The sequence below is a fragment of the Micromonospora sp. BQ11 genome (assembly GCF_052068135.1).
Classification (GTDB): domain Bacteria; phylum Actinomycetota; class Actinomycetes; order Mycobacteriales; family Micromonosporaceae; genus Micromonospora.
The window spans coordinates 234,135-250,442 of sequence record NZ_JBQHDB010000003.1 but is presented as its reverse complement, the minus strand read 5'-3'; the positions used below and the strand labels follow the sequence as shown (position 1 = coordinate 250,442).

Below are 16,308 nucleotides of genomic sequence, written 5' to 3'. Positions count from 1 at the left end.
CACTGCCGTCCGCGTGCCCGGCGGCTACCGCGCGGTGATGTCGGCGATGTCGATGGAGGCCAGGACCGGTCCGTCCGGCGTGGTGCCGTCCGCCGGGTCGCGGGGCACGACGCGACGCCGGGTGGGCAACACGAATCCGGCGATCGGCGTGCCGTCGGTCCGCGTGAGGCGGACCAGGCCCGGGGTGTAGACGCCGTGGGTGTTCGGATCGCCGAACGGCGCGAACGACACCCTCTGTTCGCGGGTGCGGACGGTGGGGTGGGTGCCGGCCAGGACACCCTCCTGGCCCATGCTGGCCCACATACCGCCGCCCACGTCGAGGGTGACGGACAGTTCGGTGAGCTCGGCCCATCGGTCGGCGTCCCCCGCGGCGGCGAGGACGTCGTCGAGAAGCGTGGACATCTGGTTCCCTCCGGTGTGCGTGTCAGCTGCGGTTGTCGGCCGTCGGCTGGTGCTGGTGCGGCCGGTTGCGGATGAGGGTGAGCGCGAGGACCGCGGCGGCGAGGAAGACGACGGCGTTGACACGCAGCCCGGCCTGCACGCCGGCGGTGAGGGACTCGGCGAGCGCCTGGCGCGCGGGCCCGGCCGGCGTCGCGGTGTCGCCGGTGCCGGAGCGCACGGCCGCCTGCACGGCGGCGCGGGTGGATTCCGGTACGCCGTGGGCGGCGAGCCGGCCCGGCAGGTCGGCGACCAGCGTGGTGCTGAGCAGGGTACCCAGCAGCGACGCGCCCATCACGGCGCCGAACTGGCGGGCGGTGTTGACCGCCGCGGCGGCCATGCCCGCCCGCGCGGGCGCGACGCTGGCCAGCGCCGCGGCGGTGGCCGGGGCGACCACCAGACCGCAGGCGGCGCCGAAGAGCGCGAGCAGCGGCCAGCTCCGGCCGAACGGGGTGTCCGGTGTGTGGGTGGACAGTCCCAGGCTGGCCAGACCGCCGAGCAGGAGGCCGAGGGTGAGCGGTGCCTTGAAGCCGGTGCGGCGGATCGCCGGGCCGGCGGCGAAGGCGGTGAGGGCGTAGAGGCCGAACAGCACGAGCATCCGCCAGCCGGTGTCGAGCGGGCTGAGCGCCTGGGCGCGTTCGTGGAAGAGCACCAGCAGGATCGACACGCCCGTGAAGCCGAACAGCGACACGGCGGCCACGAGCATGACGGCGCTGAAGGACGGCGACCGGAACAGCCGGACGTCCAGCATCGGCGCGGCGGTACGCAGCTCGACGATGACGAAGGCGACGACCGCGGCGCCCGCGATGAACCAGGCGGCCGCCACCGCCGGGCTGGTGTAGCCGCGCCGACCGCCCTCGATCAGCGCGTAGACGGCGGCGGCGACGGCGAGCGTGCCCAGCAGCAGGCCGAGCAGGTCGGGGCGGCTGGTCGGCTGGCGCGACTCGGCCACCCAGCGGGCGGTGACGGCGAGGGTGAGTACGCCGAGCACCACCGTGGACAGGAAGACGCCGTGCCAGTGGACGTGCGCCAGCAGCGTCCCCGCGATGAGCGGACCCACCGACAGCCCGACGCCGGACGCCGCCGCCCAGGCGGTGATGACCTCGGTACGGCGGTGCGGGTCGGTGAACGTCACGCCGAGGATCGCCAGGCTGTTCGACAGGATGAGGGCTCCACCCGCACCGGCCACGAGCTGTCCCGCGACGACCCAGCCGGGGAGGGTGGCCAGGGCGACCACGCCGGCTCCGGCCATCATGGCGCCGACGCCGGCACTGAACATCCGCTTGCGGCCGTACCGGCTGCCGAGCGTCGCGGCGGAGAGGATGAGGCTGGCCAGCGTGAGGGTGTAGGCGCTGGGGATCCAGACCACGCTGGTCGGGTCGATCCGCAGGTCCCGCTGGATCGTGGTCAGCGTCGAGACGGTCGCGGTGAGATGGAAGAACGTGACCATCGCGCCCAGGCACATGGCGACGAGGGTGGCCAGGTGCGAGCCACGGACCGATCCCTTCCCCGTCGGTGCGGTGGCGGCGGACGACGCCCGCCACCCGGTGGTGGTCCTCCGCGCTCTGGGCACAGCTACTCCTTGCGGGGGTGACGATCGGGAGCGTCGGGCCGGACCGGCCCGACCGCACGGACGTGGGTCGGGGCGGGGTCCGCTACGACAGCGGCGGGTAGACGGCGGCCACGCCGCCGGAGAGCTTGGCGCGTACGTCCCGGCTGAGGTCGTCGGCGAGGATCTCGTACGCGTCCGCCGCGAGCTGGGCGGGGTTGCGGGCGGCGGCGTGGACGGTGGCGCCGCGGGCGAGCAGTTCGTCGGCCAGGGCGCGGCCGAAACCCCGGTTTGCGCCGGTCGCCAGCGCGGTCGCGGTCGAGATGTCCATGATTCATCCTGTCTGCCGGGTGCCGCCGGAGGGCCTAACTTCTGCAAAAAGAAGCCAGCTCGGGCCAGTGAAGTACCCTGACTAGCGTTGACGCAAGTCAGCCCCTACGCTGAGGGCATGCAGGATCTGCGGGAGTTCCGGGAGGCGTGGTCGATGACCAACTGCTCGATCGCCCGCGCCATGGACATCGTGGGCAACAGGTCGGCGATGCTCATCATGCGCGAGGCGCTGCTCGGCACCCGCCGCTTCGACGACTTCGTCCGGCGGGTGGGCATCGGCGAACCGGCGATGGCGGCCCGCCTGCGCGAACTGGTCGCCGCCGGCCTGCTCGAACGGACCCCCTACCGCGAGCAGGGCCAGCGCACCCGGTACGAGTACCAGCTCACCGCCAAGGGGCAGGAGCTGCTGCCGGTCGTCACCGCCCTGCGCCACTGGGGCGACACCTGGGCGGCCGACGAGACGGGTCCGCCGGTGCTCGCCACCCACCGCGACTGCGGGTGTCAGGTCCGCGCCGTGCTCCGCTGCGAGCAGGGTCACGAGGTCGACGCAAGCGACATCACCATCGTCGCCGGCCCCGGCCTGATCACCCGGGACTAGGCGAAGCGGGGGCCACGAGTGGAGTCTTCGCGGTGCGCCGTCGCCGACGTCCTAGGATGCTCTAGCGGGTGTGGCCTGGCGCAGGCTCGCATGGTCGGGCCGACCATCAGAACGTGCAGCGGCGTATCGTTCGGCCGTGGGGCTGCGGTTCGAGACGCGTCGGTCCGACTCGCCATGGGTCGACACCGTGTGGACGTGCACGAGCGAGCGGGCCACGGCGATGACGTCCGTCGCCGGGGTGCGGTGGGGCCTGGTGTTCTGGCAGCAGGCTGGCCAGGCGTACGCGGGTGTCACCGGCCCCGAGACCCGGACCGGCACGGCGCCGGTGCCGGAGGGTGCCACCTTCACGGGCATCGAGTTCGCCGTGGGCACCTCGTTGCGGGCCGTGCCCGCGTCGGTGCTGGTCGACGGCGGCATCGAACTCCCCGACACCACGCGCCGGACGTTCCGGCTGGACGGCGCGTGCTGGGAGACGCCCGGCCCCGACGATGCCGAGGCCCTGGTCGAGAGTCTCGTCCGGGCCGGGATCGTGGTCCGTGACCCGCTCGTCGCCGAGGTGCTGCGGGGTCACCGCCCGGCCGTCTCCGAGCGCACGGTCGAGCGCCGGTTCCGCGCGGCGACCGGACTGACGCGGGGCGCGGTCCGGCAGATCGAACGGGCCCGCACGGCAGCGGAGCTGCTGGCTGCCGGCGACCCGGCCGCCGACGTCGTTGCCAAGCTCGACTACTTCGACGAGCCGCACCTGGCGCGAGCACTACGCTCCTACGTCGGACGCACCGCACGGCAACTGCGCGAGGGCGTCGGCGGCGCGATCGGCCTCGACCTGGATCAGCGCCTGACGTCGTAGACCAGCTTCAGGATCCCGTTCGAGTAGGTCTCGGACTCCCGCAGCGCCAGCATCTGCTTGCCTCGGTCGGCCCGGCCGAACAGGCTCTTCCCGGCACTCAGCAGCACGGGGAAGACGAGCAGGTTGTACTGGTCGATCAGGCCCGCGTCGGACAGCCGCCGGGCCAGCTCCGCGCTTCCGTGGATGAAGATCGCGCCGCCCTCGCCCTCCTTGAGCGCGGCGACGTCCTCGGTCGAGCGCAGGATCGTCGTCGGCCCCCATCCGTCGACGAGGGCGTCGTCCGACAGCGTGGTCGACACCACGTACTTGGGCAGTTCCTTGTAGCCGGCGTGGTCCTCCGAGCCGGGCCAGACCGGCGCGAACGCCTCGTAGCTGCGACGACCGAACATCAGCGCCGTCGTCTCGGTGAGCTCCTCACCCTTCAGTGACCAGGCTTCTGGGACGAACTCCAGGTCCTTGAACACCCAGCCGCCGCTGCGGTGCTCCTCACCCGGCCCGCCGCCGGGCGAGTCGACGACGCCGTCGAGCGACATGAAACCGGTGTAGACCAGGTTACGCATCGTGCTGTCTCCTCATGTTCGGGCGAGCTGCTCGGTCCACGCTAGATCAAGGCCGAGTCGTCGTCTTGGACGGAAACGACAGCAGGTTCCGGACGCGTACCGGGCAACGCCGCCACCCAGACGATGCGGCGCAGGGGGCGGCGACCTCGGCGATGGTGGACTGCCGCCGTGGGCGAACCTGATTCCGTACGGTCATGCGGTCACCCGGGCGATGAACGCGGCGAGGTGGGCCGCGGTCCGCTGGATCTTCTCCTCCTCGGTGAGCGACTCGTGGAGCCGTCCGCCGGCGCCGGCGTCCTTCCTGCCCCGTACGTACAGCGAGCAGGCGAGGTCGCTGCAGATGTACGTGCCCACCGAGTTGCCCTGCTGGCCGGCCTTGCCGGCCTTCGGCGCGACCATCAGGGTGACCCCGCCGCTGTGGGTGGTCAGGCACATCGAGCACATGCTGCGCCGGGGCTGCGAGGTGGTCGGCCGGGGACTGCGCAGCACGAGGGCCCGCGCCTGGCCGTCCACCCGGGCGGCCAGGTAGGCGCGCTCGGGTGCCTGCGGGTCTCGCCAGCCGAGGAAGTCCAGGTCCTTCCAGGGGCGGTCGACCAGGTCGCGTGGAACGAAGGCGCGCTTCGCCTGGCCTTTCGTGCAGTTCACGAACGCGGCGCGAATCTCCTGCTCGGTCAACGGTTCCATGAAAGCCATGGTAGTTTGCCTATAGCCATTAGGCAAAAAGCTTGTACCTGTAGCCGAAGGGAGGGGTATGGCGCGCGTGGGGCTCACCACGGAACGGCTGACCCGGGCGGGAGCGGAACTGGCCGACGAGGCCGGCTTCGACCAGGTGACCGTCTCGGCGCTAGCCCGGCGTTTCGACGTCAAGGTCGCGAGCCTGTACTCGCACGTGAAGAGCTCCGGGGATCTCAAGACCAGGATCGCGCTGTTGGCCCTGGAGGAACTCGCCGACCGGGCCGCCGACGCCGTGGCCGGACGGGCCGGCAAGGACGCCCTGACCGCCCTCGCCGACGTCTACCGCGACTATGCCCGGGAGCACCCCGGCCGCTACGCCGCGACCCAGCTTCGGCTGGACCCGCAGGCGGCTGCGGCCAGTGCCGGCGGCCGGCACGCGCAGATGACGAGGGCCATCCTGCGCGGCTACGACCTGACGGAGCCGGATCAGACGCACGCGGTCCGACTGCTCGGCAGCGTGTTCCACGGTTACGTCAGCCTCGAGCTGGGCGGCGGCTTCAGCCACAGCGCCCCCGACACGCAGGAAACCTGGTCACGGATTCTCGACGCTCTCGACGCGCTGCTCCGCAACTGGCCTCCGGCTTGACCGGGGCTCGATCACCGCACCTCCTCTTCTCGCGGGATCGGCCGTGCGGTCGCGCAGCCGCTGGCCGCCGACGGTCAGGCGATCGTGGTCGGCTAGGCGGGCAACGAGGCGGAGGCGAAGGCCACCGTCGCCGCGATCGAGGAAGCCGGCGGCACGGCGGTGACCGTCCGGGCCGACGTGGTCCAGCCGGACGCGGTCGCGGCGCTGTTCGACACGGCGGAGCAGGTGTACGGCGGCGTGGAGGTCGTGGTCAACGCCGCGGGCATCATGCGGCTGTCGCCGCTGGCGGAGTTGGATCTCGACGAGTTCGACCGGATCCACCGGACGAACGTGCGGGGCGCCTTCGTGGTCGGCCAGCAGGCCGCCCGCCGGGTGCGCTCCGGCGGCGCGATCATCGCCCTCTCGACGTCGGTGACGCGGTTCCGGATTCCGACGTATTCGGCGTACGCAGCGAGCAAGGCCGCCGTGGAGGCGTTGGTGCCGATCCTCGCCAAGGAGCTGCGGGGACGCGACGTCACCGTCAACGCGGTCGCTCCCGGGCCCGCCGCCACGGCGCTGTTCCTCGACGGCAAGAGCGACGAACTGGTCGCGCAGATGGCGAGTCAGAACCCGATGGGGCGGCTGGGCACCCCGGAGGACATCGCCGAGGTGGTCGCCTCGCTCGCCGGGCCGGCGCGGTGGATCAACGGGCAGACCGTCTTCGTCAACGGCGGCGCCGTCTGACCGCTCGACCGGCCACCGTGTGGGCCGACGGTCGTCGAGGACGTCGAGCCGGGCGGCCCACCGGGCCGGCTGCACCGTCGTCCGTCGCCGCGCTACCCGAAAGTGCTGAAGAAGATGACGCGCGGCGGCGGCCCGAGGCAGGAGTGGCGGGTGTGAGCAGTCGCCGGGCCCGCAGGGACTGGGTACGGCGCAGGTCGCGGAGCGGCTGCGATACTCCGAACGCACCGTGAAGAACGTCGTCTACGGGGTCACTCGGCGGTTGAAGCCGCGAACCGGTCGCACGCGGGCGGTGCCCTCGCCCGGCTCGACTCAACTCGTCCGGCTGCTGTCCGGACCGCGACGCAGTCCCGCAAGGACGAGCTCCACCAGATGGCGGGGGTCGTAGCGGGTGTCGTCCGCACCGATGCAGAGATTGCCGACGCCGCGCAGCAGTTCGTAGGGAGCCAGGTCGGGATTGATCTCGCCCGCCGTCGCGGCGGCGTCGAGAAGGCGGCCGCACACCGGGACGAGGCGGTCGACGAAGTAGGCGTGGAGGGTCTGGAAGGCGGCATCGTCGGACTGCAGCGCTTCGGCGAGGCCGTGCTTGGTCACCAGGAAGTCGACGAACAGGTCGATCCACCGCACCAGCGCGGCGTGCGGGCTGCTGCTGTTCGCCAGCAGTTCCGGGCCGGCCGCGGCACACGCCTCGACCTGGTGCCGGTAGACGGCGACGATGAGATCCGCCCGGCTCGGGAAGTGGCGGTAGATCGTACCCACGCCGACGCCGGCCCTGGCGGCGATGTCGCGCACGGGCACGTCGACGCCGGAGGCGACGAAAGCCGCGGCGGCCGCGTCCAGCAGCGCCTCCTGGTTGCGCCGCGCGTCCGCCCGCATCCGCGGGGCGGGCTGCCCCTTCTCGCCGGCCCCGTCGACCATTCCGCCGTTACCTCCGTCACTCCACTGGCAAAACGGAACCGTGTTCCGTATGTTGGCTAGCGGAACAACGCTCCGCTTGTTCAGGATGCCAGAACAGGGCCGGGCGGACCAAATAGACACCAGCAGGGCGGGGAAGCCTCCGACGAGACGAACCTTCCCCGCCGAGGAGGAAAAACCATGCAGTACCGCACCTTGGGTCGTACCGGTGTGCAGGTCAGCACCCTCGTGCTCGGCGCGATGAACTTCGGCAAGATCGGACGAACCACCCAGGACGAGGTCACCGCGATCGTGGGCGCCGCCCTCGACGCGGGCGTCAACCTCATCGACACCGCCGACGTGTACAGCGGGGGCCAGTCCGAGGAGATGGTCGGCAAGGCCGTCGCCGGCCGTCGCGACGACGTCGTGCTGGCCACCAAGGCGGGCCTGCCCATGGGTGACGAGCGCAACCACCAGGGCAGTTCCCGGCGCTGGTTGATCACCGAGCTGGACAACAGCCTGCGCCGGCTCGGCGTCAACCACATCGACCTCTACCAGATCCACCGGTGGGATCCGCGCACCGGCGACGACGAGACGCTGTCGGCCCTGACCGACCTGCAGCGCGCAGGAAAGATCCGCTACTTCGGCTCCTCGACGTTCCCGGCATACCGGATCGTGCAGGCCCAGTGGGCCGCGCGGGAGAACCACCTGGGTCGGTACGTCACCGAACAGCCCAGCTACTCGATCCTGCAGCGCGGGGCCGAGACCCACGTCCTGCCCGTGACCGAGCAGTACGAACTCGGCGTGCTCGCCTGGAGCCCTCTGGCCTCGGGCTGGCTGTCCGGCGCGATCCGCGCGGGTCAGGAGATCGCCACCAGCCGCTCGGCATTCATGCCGCAGCGTTTCGACACCGCGATTCCCGCCAACCGGGCCCGACTCGACGCCGTCGAGCAGCTGGCCACGGTCGCCGACCAGGCCGGCCTGACCATGATCCAGCTCGCCCTCGGCTTCGTCACCGCGCACCCCGCCGTGACCAGCGCCATCATCGGTCCTCGCACCATGGACCACCTGCACTCCCAGCTCGCCGCCGCGGACACCGTGCTCTCCGCCGACGTACTCGACGCGATCGACGCGATCGTCGCTCCCGGTGTCGACCTCGCCGCCCAGGAGAAGAACGACACGCCGCCCGCGCTGCTCGACGCGTCGCTGCGACGTCGCTGATCCCTCGTCGCTCCGAGCAGGGGCGACGGGCGGACCCCGCCGCCGGTGGACCGGCGCGCCGCGGGCCGGCCCGAGCCGGCCCGCGGCGCACGCAAACTCGGGCGCTCCCCGGACGGCGCCATCAGCAAGGTACGGCCGCCCTCCGCCCCACTCGTCCACCCGAAAGCAGCATCCATGCCACCACCACGCGAGAACGCCGACGAGCGGAGGAGCCGACGCCGTACCCGACGGACGTCCGGGTCACCGTTTGCCGGGACGGCAACACGGCTGGAGCAATGCCCGGCGGAGCCGGACGCTGGTGGGAGGAGGTACTGATGTCACACATGTCCGAGGACACGACCACCGGCGGGGGAGAACCCTCGGCCGACGCACGGGACGCTGCCTTCTCGCCACGCATCGAGGCCGAGGTCTGTGAGCTGCTGCTCGGCGACCGACGCCACGGGCTGGGCGAGGTCACGGGTACGGAGGTTCGGCGGCGCGGGAGCCGCCCGACACCGGCAGGGTGATCGTGGTGGCCGGCGCGTCGAGGGCCTTTGGCCACGCGTCCGGTGACGCCGCCCAGGACGTCGTCCTGGGCGGCATCGACAGGCGTAGAGATCGGGAAGTTGACACGGCGATGTTGCCGCGACCGGCGTCAGCACCCGGGCCCTGGGGTAATACGAGGAACAGGGACTGCTCAGCTCGACACGGAGCGCGAGCGGTCAGCGGCACTACCCGACCGACGCGGCGGGGCGTGTGCGGTGGATCCAGGCCCTCTACGCCGCCGGACTCAGCAGCAGGGTGATCGTGGGACTGCTGCCCTGCGTGCACACCGGTGCCGCCACCCCGGACATGGTGGCCCGGCTCGTGGCCGAGCGGGACCGTGTGGAGGCCCAGATCCGCAGCCTGTCGGAGACCCGCGAGCGTCTCGACCAGGTCATCACGGCTGCCCGCGGGCCGGTCTGATTCGCCCGCACAGGGCGCAGACCGTCCGGAGTGTCGGCGGTGGCCACCACGTCGACCCCCTCGGCGTGCAGGAGCAGTGCCATGCCCTCCCGCAGCAGCGACTCGTCCTCGGTGATCACGACGCGTATGGCGGGCGACGGTATCGGTACGGCTGGCCACCAGGCTGCCCAGCAGCCGCAGCGCCTGGGCACTCGCCGATCCGGGTTCGGCGTGGTAGACGACGAGTTGCTGGCCCGGCGGCTGCCCGCACGTCGAAGGCCTGCATCCGCAGGGTCAGCGGCCCCACCTCGGGGTGGTGGAACGTCTTAACCTCGAGCTGCTTGCCGCGCGCCTCGTTGTCCCGCCAGATCTCGCGGAACCGGGCGCTGCGTGCGAGCAGGCCCTCGCACACCTGGGCCAGGCGCTTTGATTACCTGCCCTGCTGCCCGGCATCGTCCTGCTCAGCGTCGGCCAGGGCCTCACCTGGACGGCGATGTTCGCCGCGGCGGCCACCGGCGTGGTCCCGCACCATCAGGGCATCGCCTCCGCCATGGCGTCCACCACCCAGCAGATCGGCGGTGCGGCCGGCCTGGCGATCCTGGTGGCGATCGCGAACGCCGGGGTCACCGCCACGACCGGCCCCACCCGCGTACCGGGGCTGCGTACGGCGGGTCTCACGGCCGCCCTGCTCACGCTCGTCGGTGCGGCCGTCGCGCTGATCCTCCCGGCGGCGCGGACCACGCCCGCCGACGTGAAGTCGACGTCCGAGGCGCCGTGACCGTCTGAGACGGCTTCGCGTCCGCCTCGACAGCGCCGGGACGGTTCGCGGTCACCGCGCGATCGGCAGGGGAGACCTGTCCGGCCGGGCGGTGGCCGCGGGTCACCGACCGCCGTCGTGGTCTTCGCGCAGCCTCCACCAGCGGTCGAGGACGGTCAGGGCCACCAGGACCACCATCAGGACGGCGACGAGGTACACCGGTGCGGGACCCAGGGGCACGACGAGCATCCCGATCGCCGTCACCGGAAATGCCAGCACGATGAGGCCGCGTTGCCGAGGCAGCACACGCAGGACCCAGAACGCCGTCAGGTAGGTCGCGACCGGCAGGGCGACCGCGTACCCGGCGGTCCTCGCGTCGGCGTGTCCCACCTGGCGCTGCCGGTCGATCGCGACCGCGAGCCCGGCACCGATCGCGGCGATCGAGGCGAAGATCAGATAGTGCCCGTACCCCCAGGTGAAGGCCAGGCTGGGGCGGGAGGAAACGTCGATCGGACGGTCGAACTGAAGCCACCAGACGGCATAGGCGGTGAGGGCACCGGCAGCCGCCAGCGGCCACAGTCCTTCGTCACCGGCGTCCACGCCGGCCTGGATGGCCACCGCCGTGGCCAGCACCGACTCACCGAGCACGATCAGCGTGAACAGCTCGTACCGCTCGACGATGTGCCGTGGGTGCCACGGAGTCATGCCGTGTCGCTCGGCGATCACCGGCACGAGCAGTTCGGCCGCGAAGAGCAGCAGGACCGAGGGGATCACCCAGCCGGCCGGCAGCAGGAGCCGCAACAGCCAGCCGAGTTGGAGGAGCGTCACGCCGACCGCGAACGTGGCGGCCGTGGCTCGGTGTGCCGGATCCCCTCGTGCCGCTCGGATCCAGTGCGTGATGCCGCCCAGCCGCATCATCACGTACCCGACGGTGGTGGTGGTGTAGTCGTTGTCGGTGAACGCCGCTGGAACGCCGGCGGCGAGGATCAGCGCCCCGGTGATCTGCACCAGCGTGGTGAGGCGGAAGACGTCGTCGTCGGTGTCGTACGCGGAGGCGAACCAGGTGAAGTTCATCCACGCCCACCAGACGGCGACGAAAACCATGAGATAGCTGGTCACGGCATGGGCGAGGTGGCCCTCCGACACCTCGTGGTGCAGGTTGTCCGCCGCCTGAGCCACCGCCACGACGAAGCAGAGGTCGAAGAAGAGTTCCAGCGGCGTGACCCTGCGATGCCGCTCGTCCGGCCGGCGCCCCTGGATCGGCCGGTGCAGGGGTCGCAGTCCTTGAGCCGTGTCCCGCCGCGCCGACCCCTCGGCGGAGGGACGGGTCGTCACAGCCCGTCGCCGCGTGCATCGCGCATCCTGGTCGCGAGGTCCTGGTCGGCCCGCGGCGAGGAGCCGCTTCGGTCCGTACCTCGCGGGTTCTCCTGCGCGACACGTCGGTCCGCCACGGCTCGGCGGGTGTCCTCGGCCACGAGGGCGGCGTTGATGGCGCCCGCCGCAGTGAGACCGGCGGCCGCGGAGCTGATGACCCGCGCGCGCGGGTCCACGACGTTGCCCGCCACCCATACGCCCGGCACCGTCGTGGCGCCGGTGGGCTCGGCGGTGACGTACGTGCCGATGGAATGGCCGTCCACCGCCATCTCGGTCAGGCCGGCGCCGACGACGAAGCCGAGGGACTCGAGCACCTCGGCGCGGGCGACGAACCGTGGTGCGACGACCAGTGCCTGACAGGCGACCACGGCGCCGGAGCGCAGGCACACCCCGGAAAGCCGGTCATCCTCGATCCGCACGGCGTCGACCTCTCCCTCGATGACCCTGGGGTCGCGCATGCCCCGGCAGTGCGCGCTCCTCCTGACCGGAGCGGCCGTGCGCGCCGTCGTGGCCGAGAACTCCGTCACCTATTCAAACCGTGGCCGTCCGGGCGGGTGGGCGGCCTCGTCCGGAGTCGCTCGATCGTGCTGCCGGGACGGCGCACGGTGGGTCGGCCCGGACACCTCTGTCCGGGCCGACCCAGGGCCTGGCGGCCGAGTTCGACACCCGGTACCGCAAGGTTCGGCGCCGTGGATCCGGCGCCGGCCGAGGTGCTGGCCCTGCTGGTCTTCAGCGTGAGCAAGCCCATGTACGGGCCCGCTCACGCCGCAAGGCCGCGGAGAGGGGCTGACTCGTCGCCGTTGGGGCGCGATGCCGGATCGGCATGAAGGCCACGACTTCTGTCTTCGACAGCATGCCGGACGCCTGTCAGGGTCGACTCCTGCCCGACCGACCCGGTCCACCGGGTCGGCCTACGGTACGGAGAAGGAGTGAAGATGGCACTGTCGACACGACGTCTGGCGACGGCGGTGACCGCGGCCTCGGCCCTGATCCCCCTGGTCGCGTGTGGCACCGCTGACGCGGCCGAGGTGCGGGCGCAGGACCGTGTGGTGGCGGACACCGCTTCGCCCGCGCCCGACCTGGAGTTCCGACGGCTGGAGGAGACGTTCGACGCGCGGCTGGGGGTCTACGCGATCGACACCGGAACGGGTCGGACGGTGGGGTACCGGGCCGACGAGCGGTTCGCGTACGCCTCGACCTACAAGGCGCTGGCCGCCGCCGAGGTCCTCGACGAGACCACCGACGCCGAACTGGACCGGGTGGTGCGGTACTCGGCGGACGACCTGGTCACCTACTCGCCGATCACCGAGCAGCACGTGGCCGAGGGCATGACGCTGCGCGCCCTCGCTGACGCGGCCGTCCGGTACAGCGACAACACGGCGGGCAACCTGCTGCTGCGCCACCTCGGGGGACCGCAGCGCTTCGAGAAGGAACTGCAGGAGGTCGGCGACAAGGTCACCGACGCGGCCCGCTACGAGACCGAGCTCAACGAGGCGACGCCGGGCGACCGGCGGGACACCAGCACCGCCCGGGCCCTGACCGACGACCTGCGGGCGTACGCCGTCGCCGACGCCCTCGACCCGGCGGACCGCGACCTCCTCGCCGGCTGGCTGCGGGGCAACACCACCGGCGGCGCCCTGATCCGCGCCGGGGTGCCCGAGGGCTGGGTCGTCGGCGACAAGACCGGCGCCGCCGGGTACGGCACCCGCAACGACATCGCGGTGATCTGGCCGCCGGATCGCGCGCCGATCGTGCTCTCGGTGCTGTCCAGCCGGGACGAGAAGGACGCCGGCTACGACAACGCCCTCATCGCCCGGGCGACGGAGGTGGTCGTCGCCCAGCTGTGAGGGGCGGGCGGGCGGTCCTGGTACGCACGGGTGACATCCTTGTCGAACGACCCGATCCGCTGTGGGAGGACGCCTCGATGATCACTCGTGCCGACGTGGTGGACGCCGCGGGGCGTACCGCCGGGCAGATCCGGCGCACGCCGGTGGTGACCGCCGGCCCCGACCTCGTTCCGGCGGGGACCGTGTTCAAGCTGGAGTTCCTGCAGCACACCGGGTCGTTCAAGGCGCGCGGTGCGGTCAACCGGATCCTGTCGGCCAAGGAACAGGGCCACCTCGACCCGTCCGTCGGCGTCGTGGTGGCCTCCGGTGGCAACGCCGGTCTCGCCAACGCCTGGGCCGCGACGCACCTCGGCGTCCCGGCGACGGTGTTCGTGCCGCACGGCGCGCCGCAGGTCAAGGTCGACGGACTGCGGGCGTACGGCGCGACGGTGGTCACGCGGGGCAGCGAGTACGCCGAGGCGTACGAGGCCGCCGTCGAGTACGCCGCCACGACGGGCGCGGTGTACTGCCACGCGTACGACCAGCCGGAGATCGTCGCCGGCGCGGGCACCCTCGGTCTGGAGGTGCAGGACCAGACCGAGGGTGCCCTCGACACGGTCCTGGTGGCCGTCGGCGGTGGCGGACTGATGGCCGGGGTCGCGGCGGCGCTGGAGGGCGTTGCCCGGGTGGTGGCGGTCGAACCGGCGGCCGCGCCGACGCTGCACGCGGCGCTGGCGGCCGGAACGCCGGTCGACGTCGGCGTGGCCGGGGTCGCCGCCGACTCCCTGGGCGCCCGCCGCGTCGGCACCATCGCCTTCGACGTGGCGGTACGCACGGGTGTCCGTTCCGTGCTGGTCACCGAGGAGGACATCGTGGCCGCCCGCCGGAGTCTGTGGCGGGACTGGCGGATCGCCGTCGAGCACGGTGCGGCCGTCGCCCTGGCCGCGCTGACGTCGGGCGCCTACCTGCCCGCGCCGGGTGAACGGGTGGCGGTCGTGCTGTGCGGAGCGAACACCGGGCCGCACGACCTGTCGTAGCGGTGCCGCGCTAACCCCACCAGGGCAGGGATCCCGCCCTCAGGTGGTCGTGCAGCGTACGCGCGACGTGGGCCATCGTCGCCTCGCTGCCGGGCTGTGCGACGGCCGGCACGCGGGAGGCGGTCAGCGCCGCGACCGCGTACGACTGCCCGTCGGCGTGGTCCACCACGCCCACCTCGTGCCGCAGGTGCAGCAGGGTGCCGGTCTTCGAGGACCAGCGGGAGGCGTCTGAGGTGAAGTCGGGGGCCAGCCGCTGCCGGAGCAGGTTGTCGCCCATCAGCCCGCGTACCCGGGCGGCGGTGGTCTCGTGGATCGCCGAGGGCCGCCAGACGGCCTGGAGCAGGTCGACGAAGGCCCGTGCCGACCCGGCGTTGGCGCGGGTGACGTCGAGCTGGGCGACGGGGTGGCCCTGCCCGGGTGTCACGGCGCCGATGGCGAGGGAGTGGGCCAGGTGCGCCTCCTCGGGACCGAGCCGTTCCGCCGGCGTGTCGGCGAGGTCGCCGACGCGGTGCCGTACGGCGATGCCCTCGATACCCAGTCGCCCCAGCTCGGCGGCGACCACGGCGGGTGGAGTGAGGTCGAACAGAGCGTCGGCGGCGACGCCGTCACTGACGGAGGTGCTCAGGTAGAGCAGGTCCTCCAGGGCGATCCGCGCGGGGTGCCGGAACCGGCTCAGCCCGGTCGGCCCCGGTGTGGTGATCCGACCGGGCGCGACGTCGACCGGCATCGCCGGGTCGAGTTCCCCTCGCGCCACCCGTTCTCCGACGGCGACCGCCAGCGGCACCTTCACCAGCGACGCCGCCGGGTACGGGACGTCCGCGTCGAAGCCGATCTCCTCGCCCGTGTCGAGGTTGCGCACGAGGAAGGCCCCGTGCAGACCCGCCTCCTCGAGCAGGTCCCGCGCGTTGCGTACCACGGCGGTGACGCTCATGCCGGCTCCTCGACCGGCGGCTCGTCGGGTGTGCCGCCCCGGGGTGGCCTCCGGTCGTCGCCCGTGGCGCCCAGACAGCGCGCGATGTCCGCGTGGAGGACGGTCCCCAACTGGTCGAGGTCCTCGCGCAGTCCGGCGGCGACGTCGTACCCGCGCTGGAGCCGCAGGCCGGCGAGGGGGCGCCAGTGCAGCCCGAAGTCCTCGGCCTGCTGGCGGGAACAGAGCAGCAGGTCGGGAGAGCTGAGCGCCGCCGCCGCGGCGTCGACGAGGGACGGCGCGACCGTCACCTGAGCCGGCGCCAGACCGACCGACTGACCGGCGCGGGTCAACGGATCCCGCAGGTGCGGAACGTCGTCCTCGGGCTGGATCAGGATCCGCCGCCGTGCCTGTGCGCCGGAACGGCCGGTGCGGAGGGTCTCCAGGAACACGGTCGGTGCCGGGAAAGGGGTCCGGGCGGCCAGCCCGAGCGGGACCCGCCAGGACGCCGTGCCGTTCGGAACCGCCACGATCCCGGCGCCGACCTCGAGGGTGCGGCAGAGCCGGGCGCGCTCGTCCGGACCGGCCGGCCGCACCTCCACGTGGATTCGCTGCCGTCGTGCCGCGGCCACCAGGGCGGCCAGGCGGTTCGGTGGGCAGATGTCGGGGACGGCGACCCGGAGTGGGCGCAGCCGCGCCCGCTCGGCGTCGTCGGCCATGGCGTCGGCCAGGTCGACCAGGCGCCGTGCCGTCGGCAGCATGTCCTGGCCGAAGGGAGTCAACCGGACCGCTCGGGAGGACCGGTCGAAGAGCCGGGCGCCGAAGTGTTCCTCCAGGGCGGCGATGCGGCGGCTGGCGACCGATTGCGGAATTCCCGCGGCGGCGGCGCCGGAGGTGAAGCTGCCGTGGCCGCTGACGGCCACGAAGGCCCGGCAGGCAGCAACCACATCCACCTGGGGATCCTATAGCGGAAACGCATCGACGACGCGGCCGGACACCGCCTCG

19 protein-coding genes and 3 pseudogenes are annotated in these 16,308 nt (G+C 72.5%); 11 read left to right on the top strand and 11 right to left on the bottom strand.

Translation table 11 applies throughout. The annotated features are described in order from the left end of the window. Positions 1 to 24: 24 nt before the first annotated feature. The 3 genes from ACTMSW_RS08305 to ACTMSW_RS08295 all read right to left on the bottom strand — a co-directional run bounded on the left by ACTMSW_RS08305 (position 25) and on the right by ACTMSW_RS08295 (position 2,318). Complete coding sequence (locus ACTMSW_RS08305; protein WP_441179923.1) at positions 25 to 402, bottom strand: hypothetical protein; 378 nt, start codon at positions 400 to 402, stop codon at positions 25 to 27. 22 nt (positions 403 to 424) lie between these two features. Further along, positions 425 to 2,011 carry an MFS transporter gene (locus ACTMSW_RS08300; protein ID WP_441179922.1) on the bottom strand — a complete coding sequence of 529 codons (1,587 nt, stop codon included), beginning with the start codon at positions 2,009 to 2,011 and terminating at the stop codon, positions 425 to 427. Positions 2,012 to 2,093: 82 nt separating this feature from the next. Beyond that, positions 2,094 to 2,318: an SDR family NAD(P)-dependent oxidoreductase gene (locus ACTMSW_RS08295; protein ID WP_441179921.1), complete on the bottom strand. Its 225-nt coding sequence runs from the start codon at positions 2,316 to 2,318 to the stop codon at positions 2,094 to 2,096. Between the two features lie 117 nt (positions 2,319 to 2,435). On the opposite strand from ACTMSW_RS08295, the gene ACTMSW_RS08290 reads away from it, so the two are divergent. Both ACTMSW_RS08290 and ACTMSW_RS08285 read left to right on the top strand, forming a co-directional pair. Further along, complete coding sequence (locus ACTMSW_RS08290) at positions 2,436 to 2,915, top strand: winged helix-turn-helix transcriptional regulator (RefSeq protein ID WP_441179920.1); 480 nt, start codon at positions 2,436 to 2,438, stop codon at positions 2,913 to 2,915. A gap of 136 nt (positions 2,916 to 3,051) precedes the next feature. Then, positions 3,052 to 3,762 carry a helix-turn-helix domain-containing protein gene (locus ACTMSW_RS08285; RefSeq protein ID WP_441179919.1) on the top strand — a complete coding sequence of 237 codons (711 nt, stop codon included), beginning with the start codon at positions 3,052 to 3,054 and terminating at the stop codon, positions 3,760 to 3,762. On the opposite strand, the gene ACTMSW_RS08280 is transcribed toward ACTMSW_RS08285, so the two are convergent. Continuing rightward, positions 3,744 to 4,322, bottom strand: coding sequence for a dihydrofolate reductase family protein (locus ACTMSW_RS08280; RefSeq protein ID WP_441179918.1), 579 nt, complete (start codon positions 4,320 to 4,322; stop codon positions 3,744 to 3,746). The two genes, ACTMSW_RS08285 and ACTMSW_RS08280, sit on opposite strands and share 19 nt — an antisense overlap. A gap of 192 nt (positions 4,323 to 4,514) precedes the next feature. Next, complete coding sequence (locus tag ACTMSW_RS08275; RefSeq protein ID WP_441179917.1) at positions 4,515 to 5,006, bottom strand: FBP domain-containing protein; 492 nt, start codon at positions 5,004 to 5,006, stop codon at positions 4,515 to 4,517. A gap of 67 nt (positions 5,007 to 5,073) precedes the next feature. Here ACTMSW_RS08275 and ACTMSW_RS08270 point away from each other — a divergent pair, with 67 nt between their 5' ends. From ACTMSW_RS08270 to ACTMSW_RS08260, 3 genes and pseudogenes are all read left to right on the top strand, one after another. Continuing rightward, entirely contained in the window at positions 5,074 to 5,643 is a 570-nt protein-coding gene (locus tag ACTMSW_RS08270) for a TetR/AcrR family transcriptional regulator (RefSeq protein WP_441179916.1), read from the top strand. Positions 5,644 to 5,679: 36 nt separating this feature from the next. Then, positions 5,680 to 6,366, top strand: a pseudogene (locus tag ACTMSW_RS08265) (SDR family oxidoreductase). Positions 6,367 to 6,541: 175 nt separating this feature from the next. Then, positions 6,542 to 6,658, top strand: a pseudogene (locus tag ACTMSW_RS08260) (DNA-binding response regulator); the annotation flags it as partial. Positions 6,659 to 6,675: 17 nt separating this feature from the next. Here the strand turns inward: ACTMSW_RS08260 and ACTMSW_RS08255 are convergent. Continuing rightward, positions 6,676 to 7,281 carry a TetR/AcrR family transcriptional regulator gene (locus tag ACTMSW_RS08255; protein WP_441179915.1) on the bottom strand — a complete coding sequence of 202 codons (606 nt, stop codon included), beginning with the start codon at positions 7,279 to 7,281 and terminating at the stop codon, positions 6,676 to 6,678. 177 nt (positions 7,282 to 7,458) lie between these two features. Between ACTMSW_RS08255 and ACTMSW_RS08250 the strand changes: the two genes are divergently transcribed. From ACTMSW_RS08250 to ACTMSW_RS08240, 3 genes and pseudogenes are all read left to right on the top strand, one after another. After that, complete coding sequence (locus ACTMSW_RS08250; RefSeq protein WP_441179914.1) at positions 7,459 to 8,478, top strand: aldo/keto reductase; 1,020 nt, start codon at positions 7,459 to 7,461, stop codon at positions 8,476 to 8,478. Positions 8,479 to 8,792: 314 nt separating this feature from the next. Further along, entirely contained in the window at positions 8,793 to 8,984 is a 192-nt protein-coding gene (locus ACTMSW_RS08245; protein ID WP_441179913.1) for a hypothetical protein, read from the top strand. 142 nt (positions 8,985 to 9,126) lie between these two features. Then, positions 9,127 to 9,423: pseudogene (locus tag ACTMSW_RS08240) on the top strand (MerR family transcriptional regulator). A 115-nt stretch (positions 9,424 to 9,538) separates the two neighbouring features. Here the strand turns inward: ACTMSW_RS08240 and ACTMSW_RS08235 are convergent. Next, positions 9,539 to 9,823 (bottom strand): MmyB family transcriptional regulator, encoded by a 285-nt coding sequence (locus tag ACTMSW_RS08235; protein ID WP_441180194.1) that lies wholly within the window; start codon positions 9,821 to 9,823, stop codon positions 9,539 to 9,541. Positions 9,824 to 9,895: 72 nt separating this feature from the next. Here ACTMSW_RS08235 and ACTMSW_RS08230 point away from each other — a divergent pair, with 72 nt between their 5' ends. After that, positions 9,896 to 10,180: a hypothetical protein gene (locus ACTMSW_RS08230; protein ID WP_441179912.1), complete on the top strand. Its 285-nt coding sequence runs from the start codon at positions 9,896 to 9,898 to the stop codon at positions 10,178 to 10,180. Positions 10,181 to 10,282: 102 nt separating this feature from the next. Here the strand turns inward: ACTMSW_RS08230 and ACTMSW_RS08225 are convergent, their stop codons facing one another. Both ACTMSW_RS08225 and ACTMSW_RS08220 read right to left on the bottom strand, forming a co-directional pair. Beyond that, the gene (locus tag ACTMSW_RS08225) at positions 10,283 to 11,494 is read right to left on the bottom strand and encodes a low temperature requirement protein A (RefSeq protein ID WP_441179911.1); all 1,212 of its coding nucleotides are present in this window, start codon (positions 11,492 to 11,494) and stop codon (positions 10,283 to 10,285) included. Further along, the gene (locus tag ACTMSW_RS08220) at positions 11,491 to 11,991 is read right to left on the bottom strand and encodes a hypothetical protein (protein ID WP_441179910.1); all 501 of its coding nucleotides are present in this window, start codon (positions 11,989 to 11,991) and stop codon (positions 11,491 to 11,493) included. Before ACTMSW_RS08220 ends, ACTMSW_RS08225 begins: the two co-directional genes overlap by 4 nt. Positions 11,992 to 12,468: 477 nt before the next feature. Here ACTMSW_RS08220 and bla point away from each other — a divergent pair, with 477 nt between their 5' ends. Together bla and ACTMSW_RS08210 are read left to right on the top strand one after the other, a co-directional pair. Next, a complete protein-coding gene (bla, locus tag ACTMSW_RS08215; RefSeq protein WP_441179909.1) occupies positions 12,469 to 13,380 on the top strand; it encodes a class A beta-lactamase in 912 nt (303 codons plus the stop codon). 77 nt (positions 13,381 to 13,457) lie between these two features. Continuing rightward, positions 13,458 to 14,396: a threonine/serine dehydratase gene (locus tag ACTMSW_RS08210; RefSeq protein WP_441179908.1), complete on the top strand. Its 939-nt coding sequence runs from the start codon at positions 13,458 to 13,460 to the stop codon at positions 14,394 to 14,396. Positions 14,397 to 14,406: 10 nt separating this feature from the next. Here ACTMSW_RS08210 and ACTMSW_RS08205 read toward each other — a convergent pair whose 3' ends face one another. Together ACTMSW_RS08205 and ACTMSW_RS08200 are read right to left on the bottom strand one after the other, a co-directional pair. Beyond that, a complete protein-coding gene (locus ACTMSW_RS08205) occupies positions 14,407 to 15,327 on the bottom strand; it encodes a serine hydrolase (protein ID WP_441179907.1) in 921 nt (306 codons plus the stop codon). Then, positions 15,324 to 16,256 (bottom strand): helix-turn-helix domain-containing protein, encoded by a 933-nt coding sequence (locus tag ACTMSW_RS08200; protein WP_441179906.1) that lies wholly within the window; start codon positions 16,254 to 16,256, stop codon positions 15,324 to 15,326. Before ACTMSW_RS08200 ends, ACTMSW_RS08205 begins: the two co-directional genes overlap by 4 nt. Between the last annotated feature and the right edge of the window lie 52 nt (positions 16,257 to 16,308).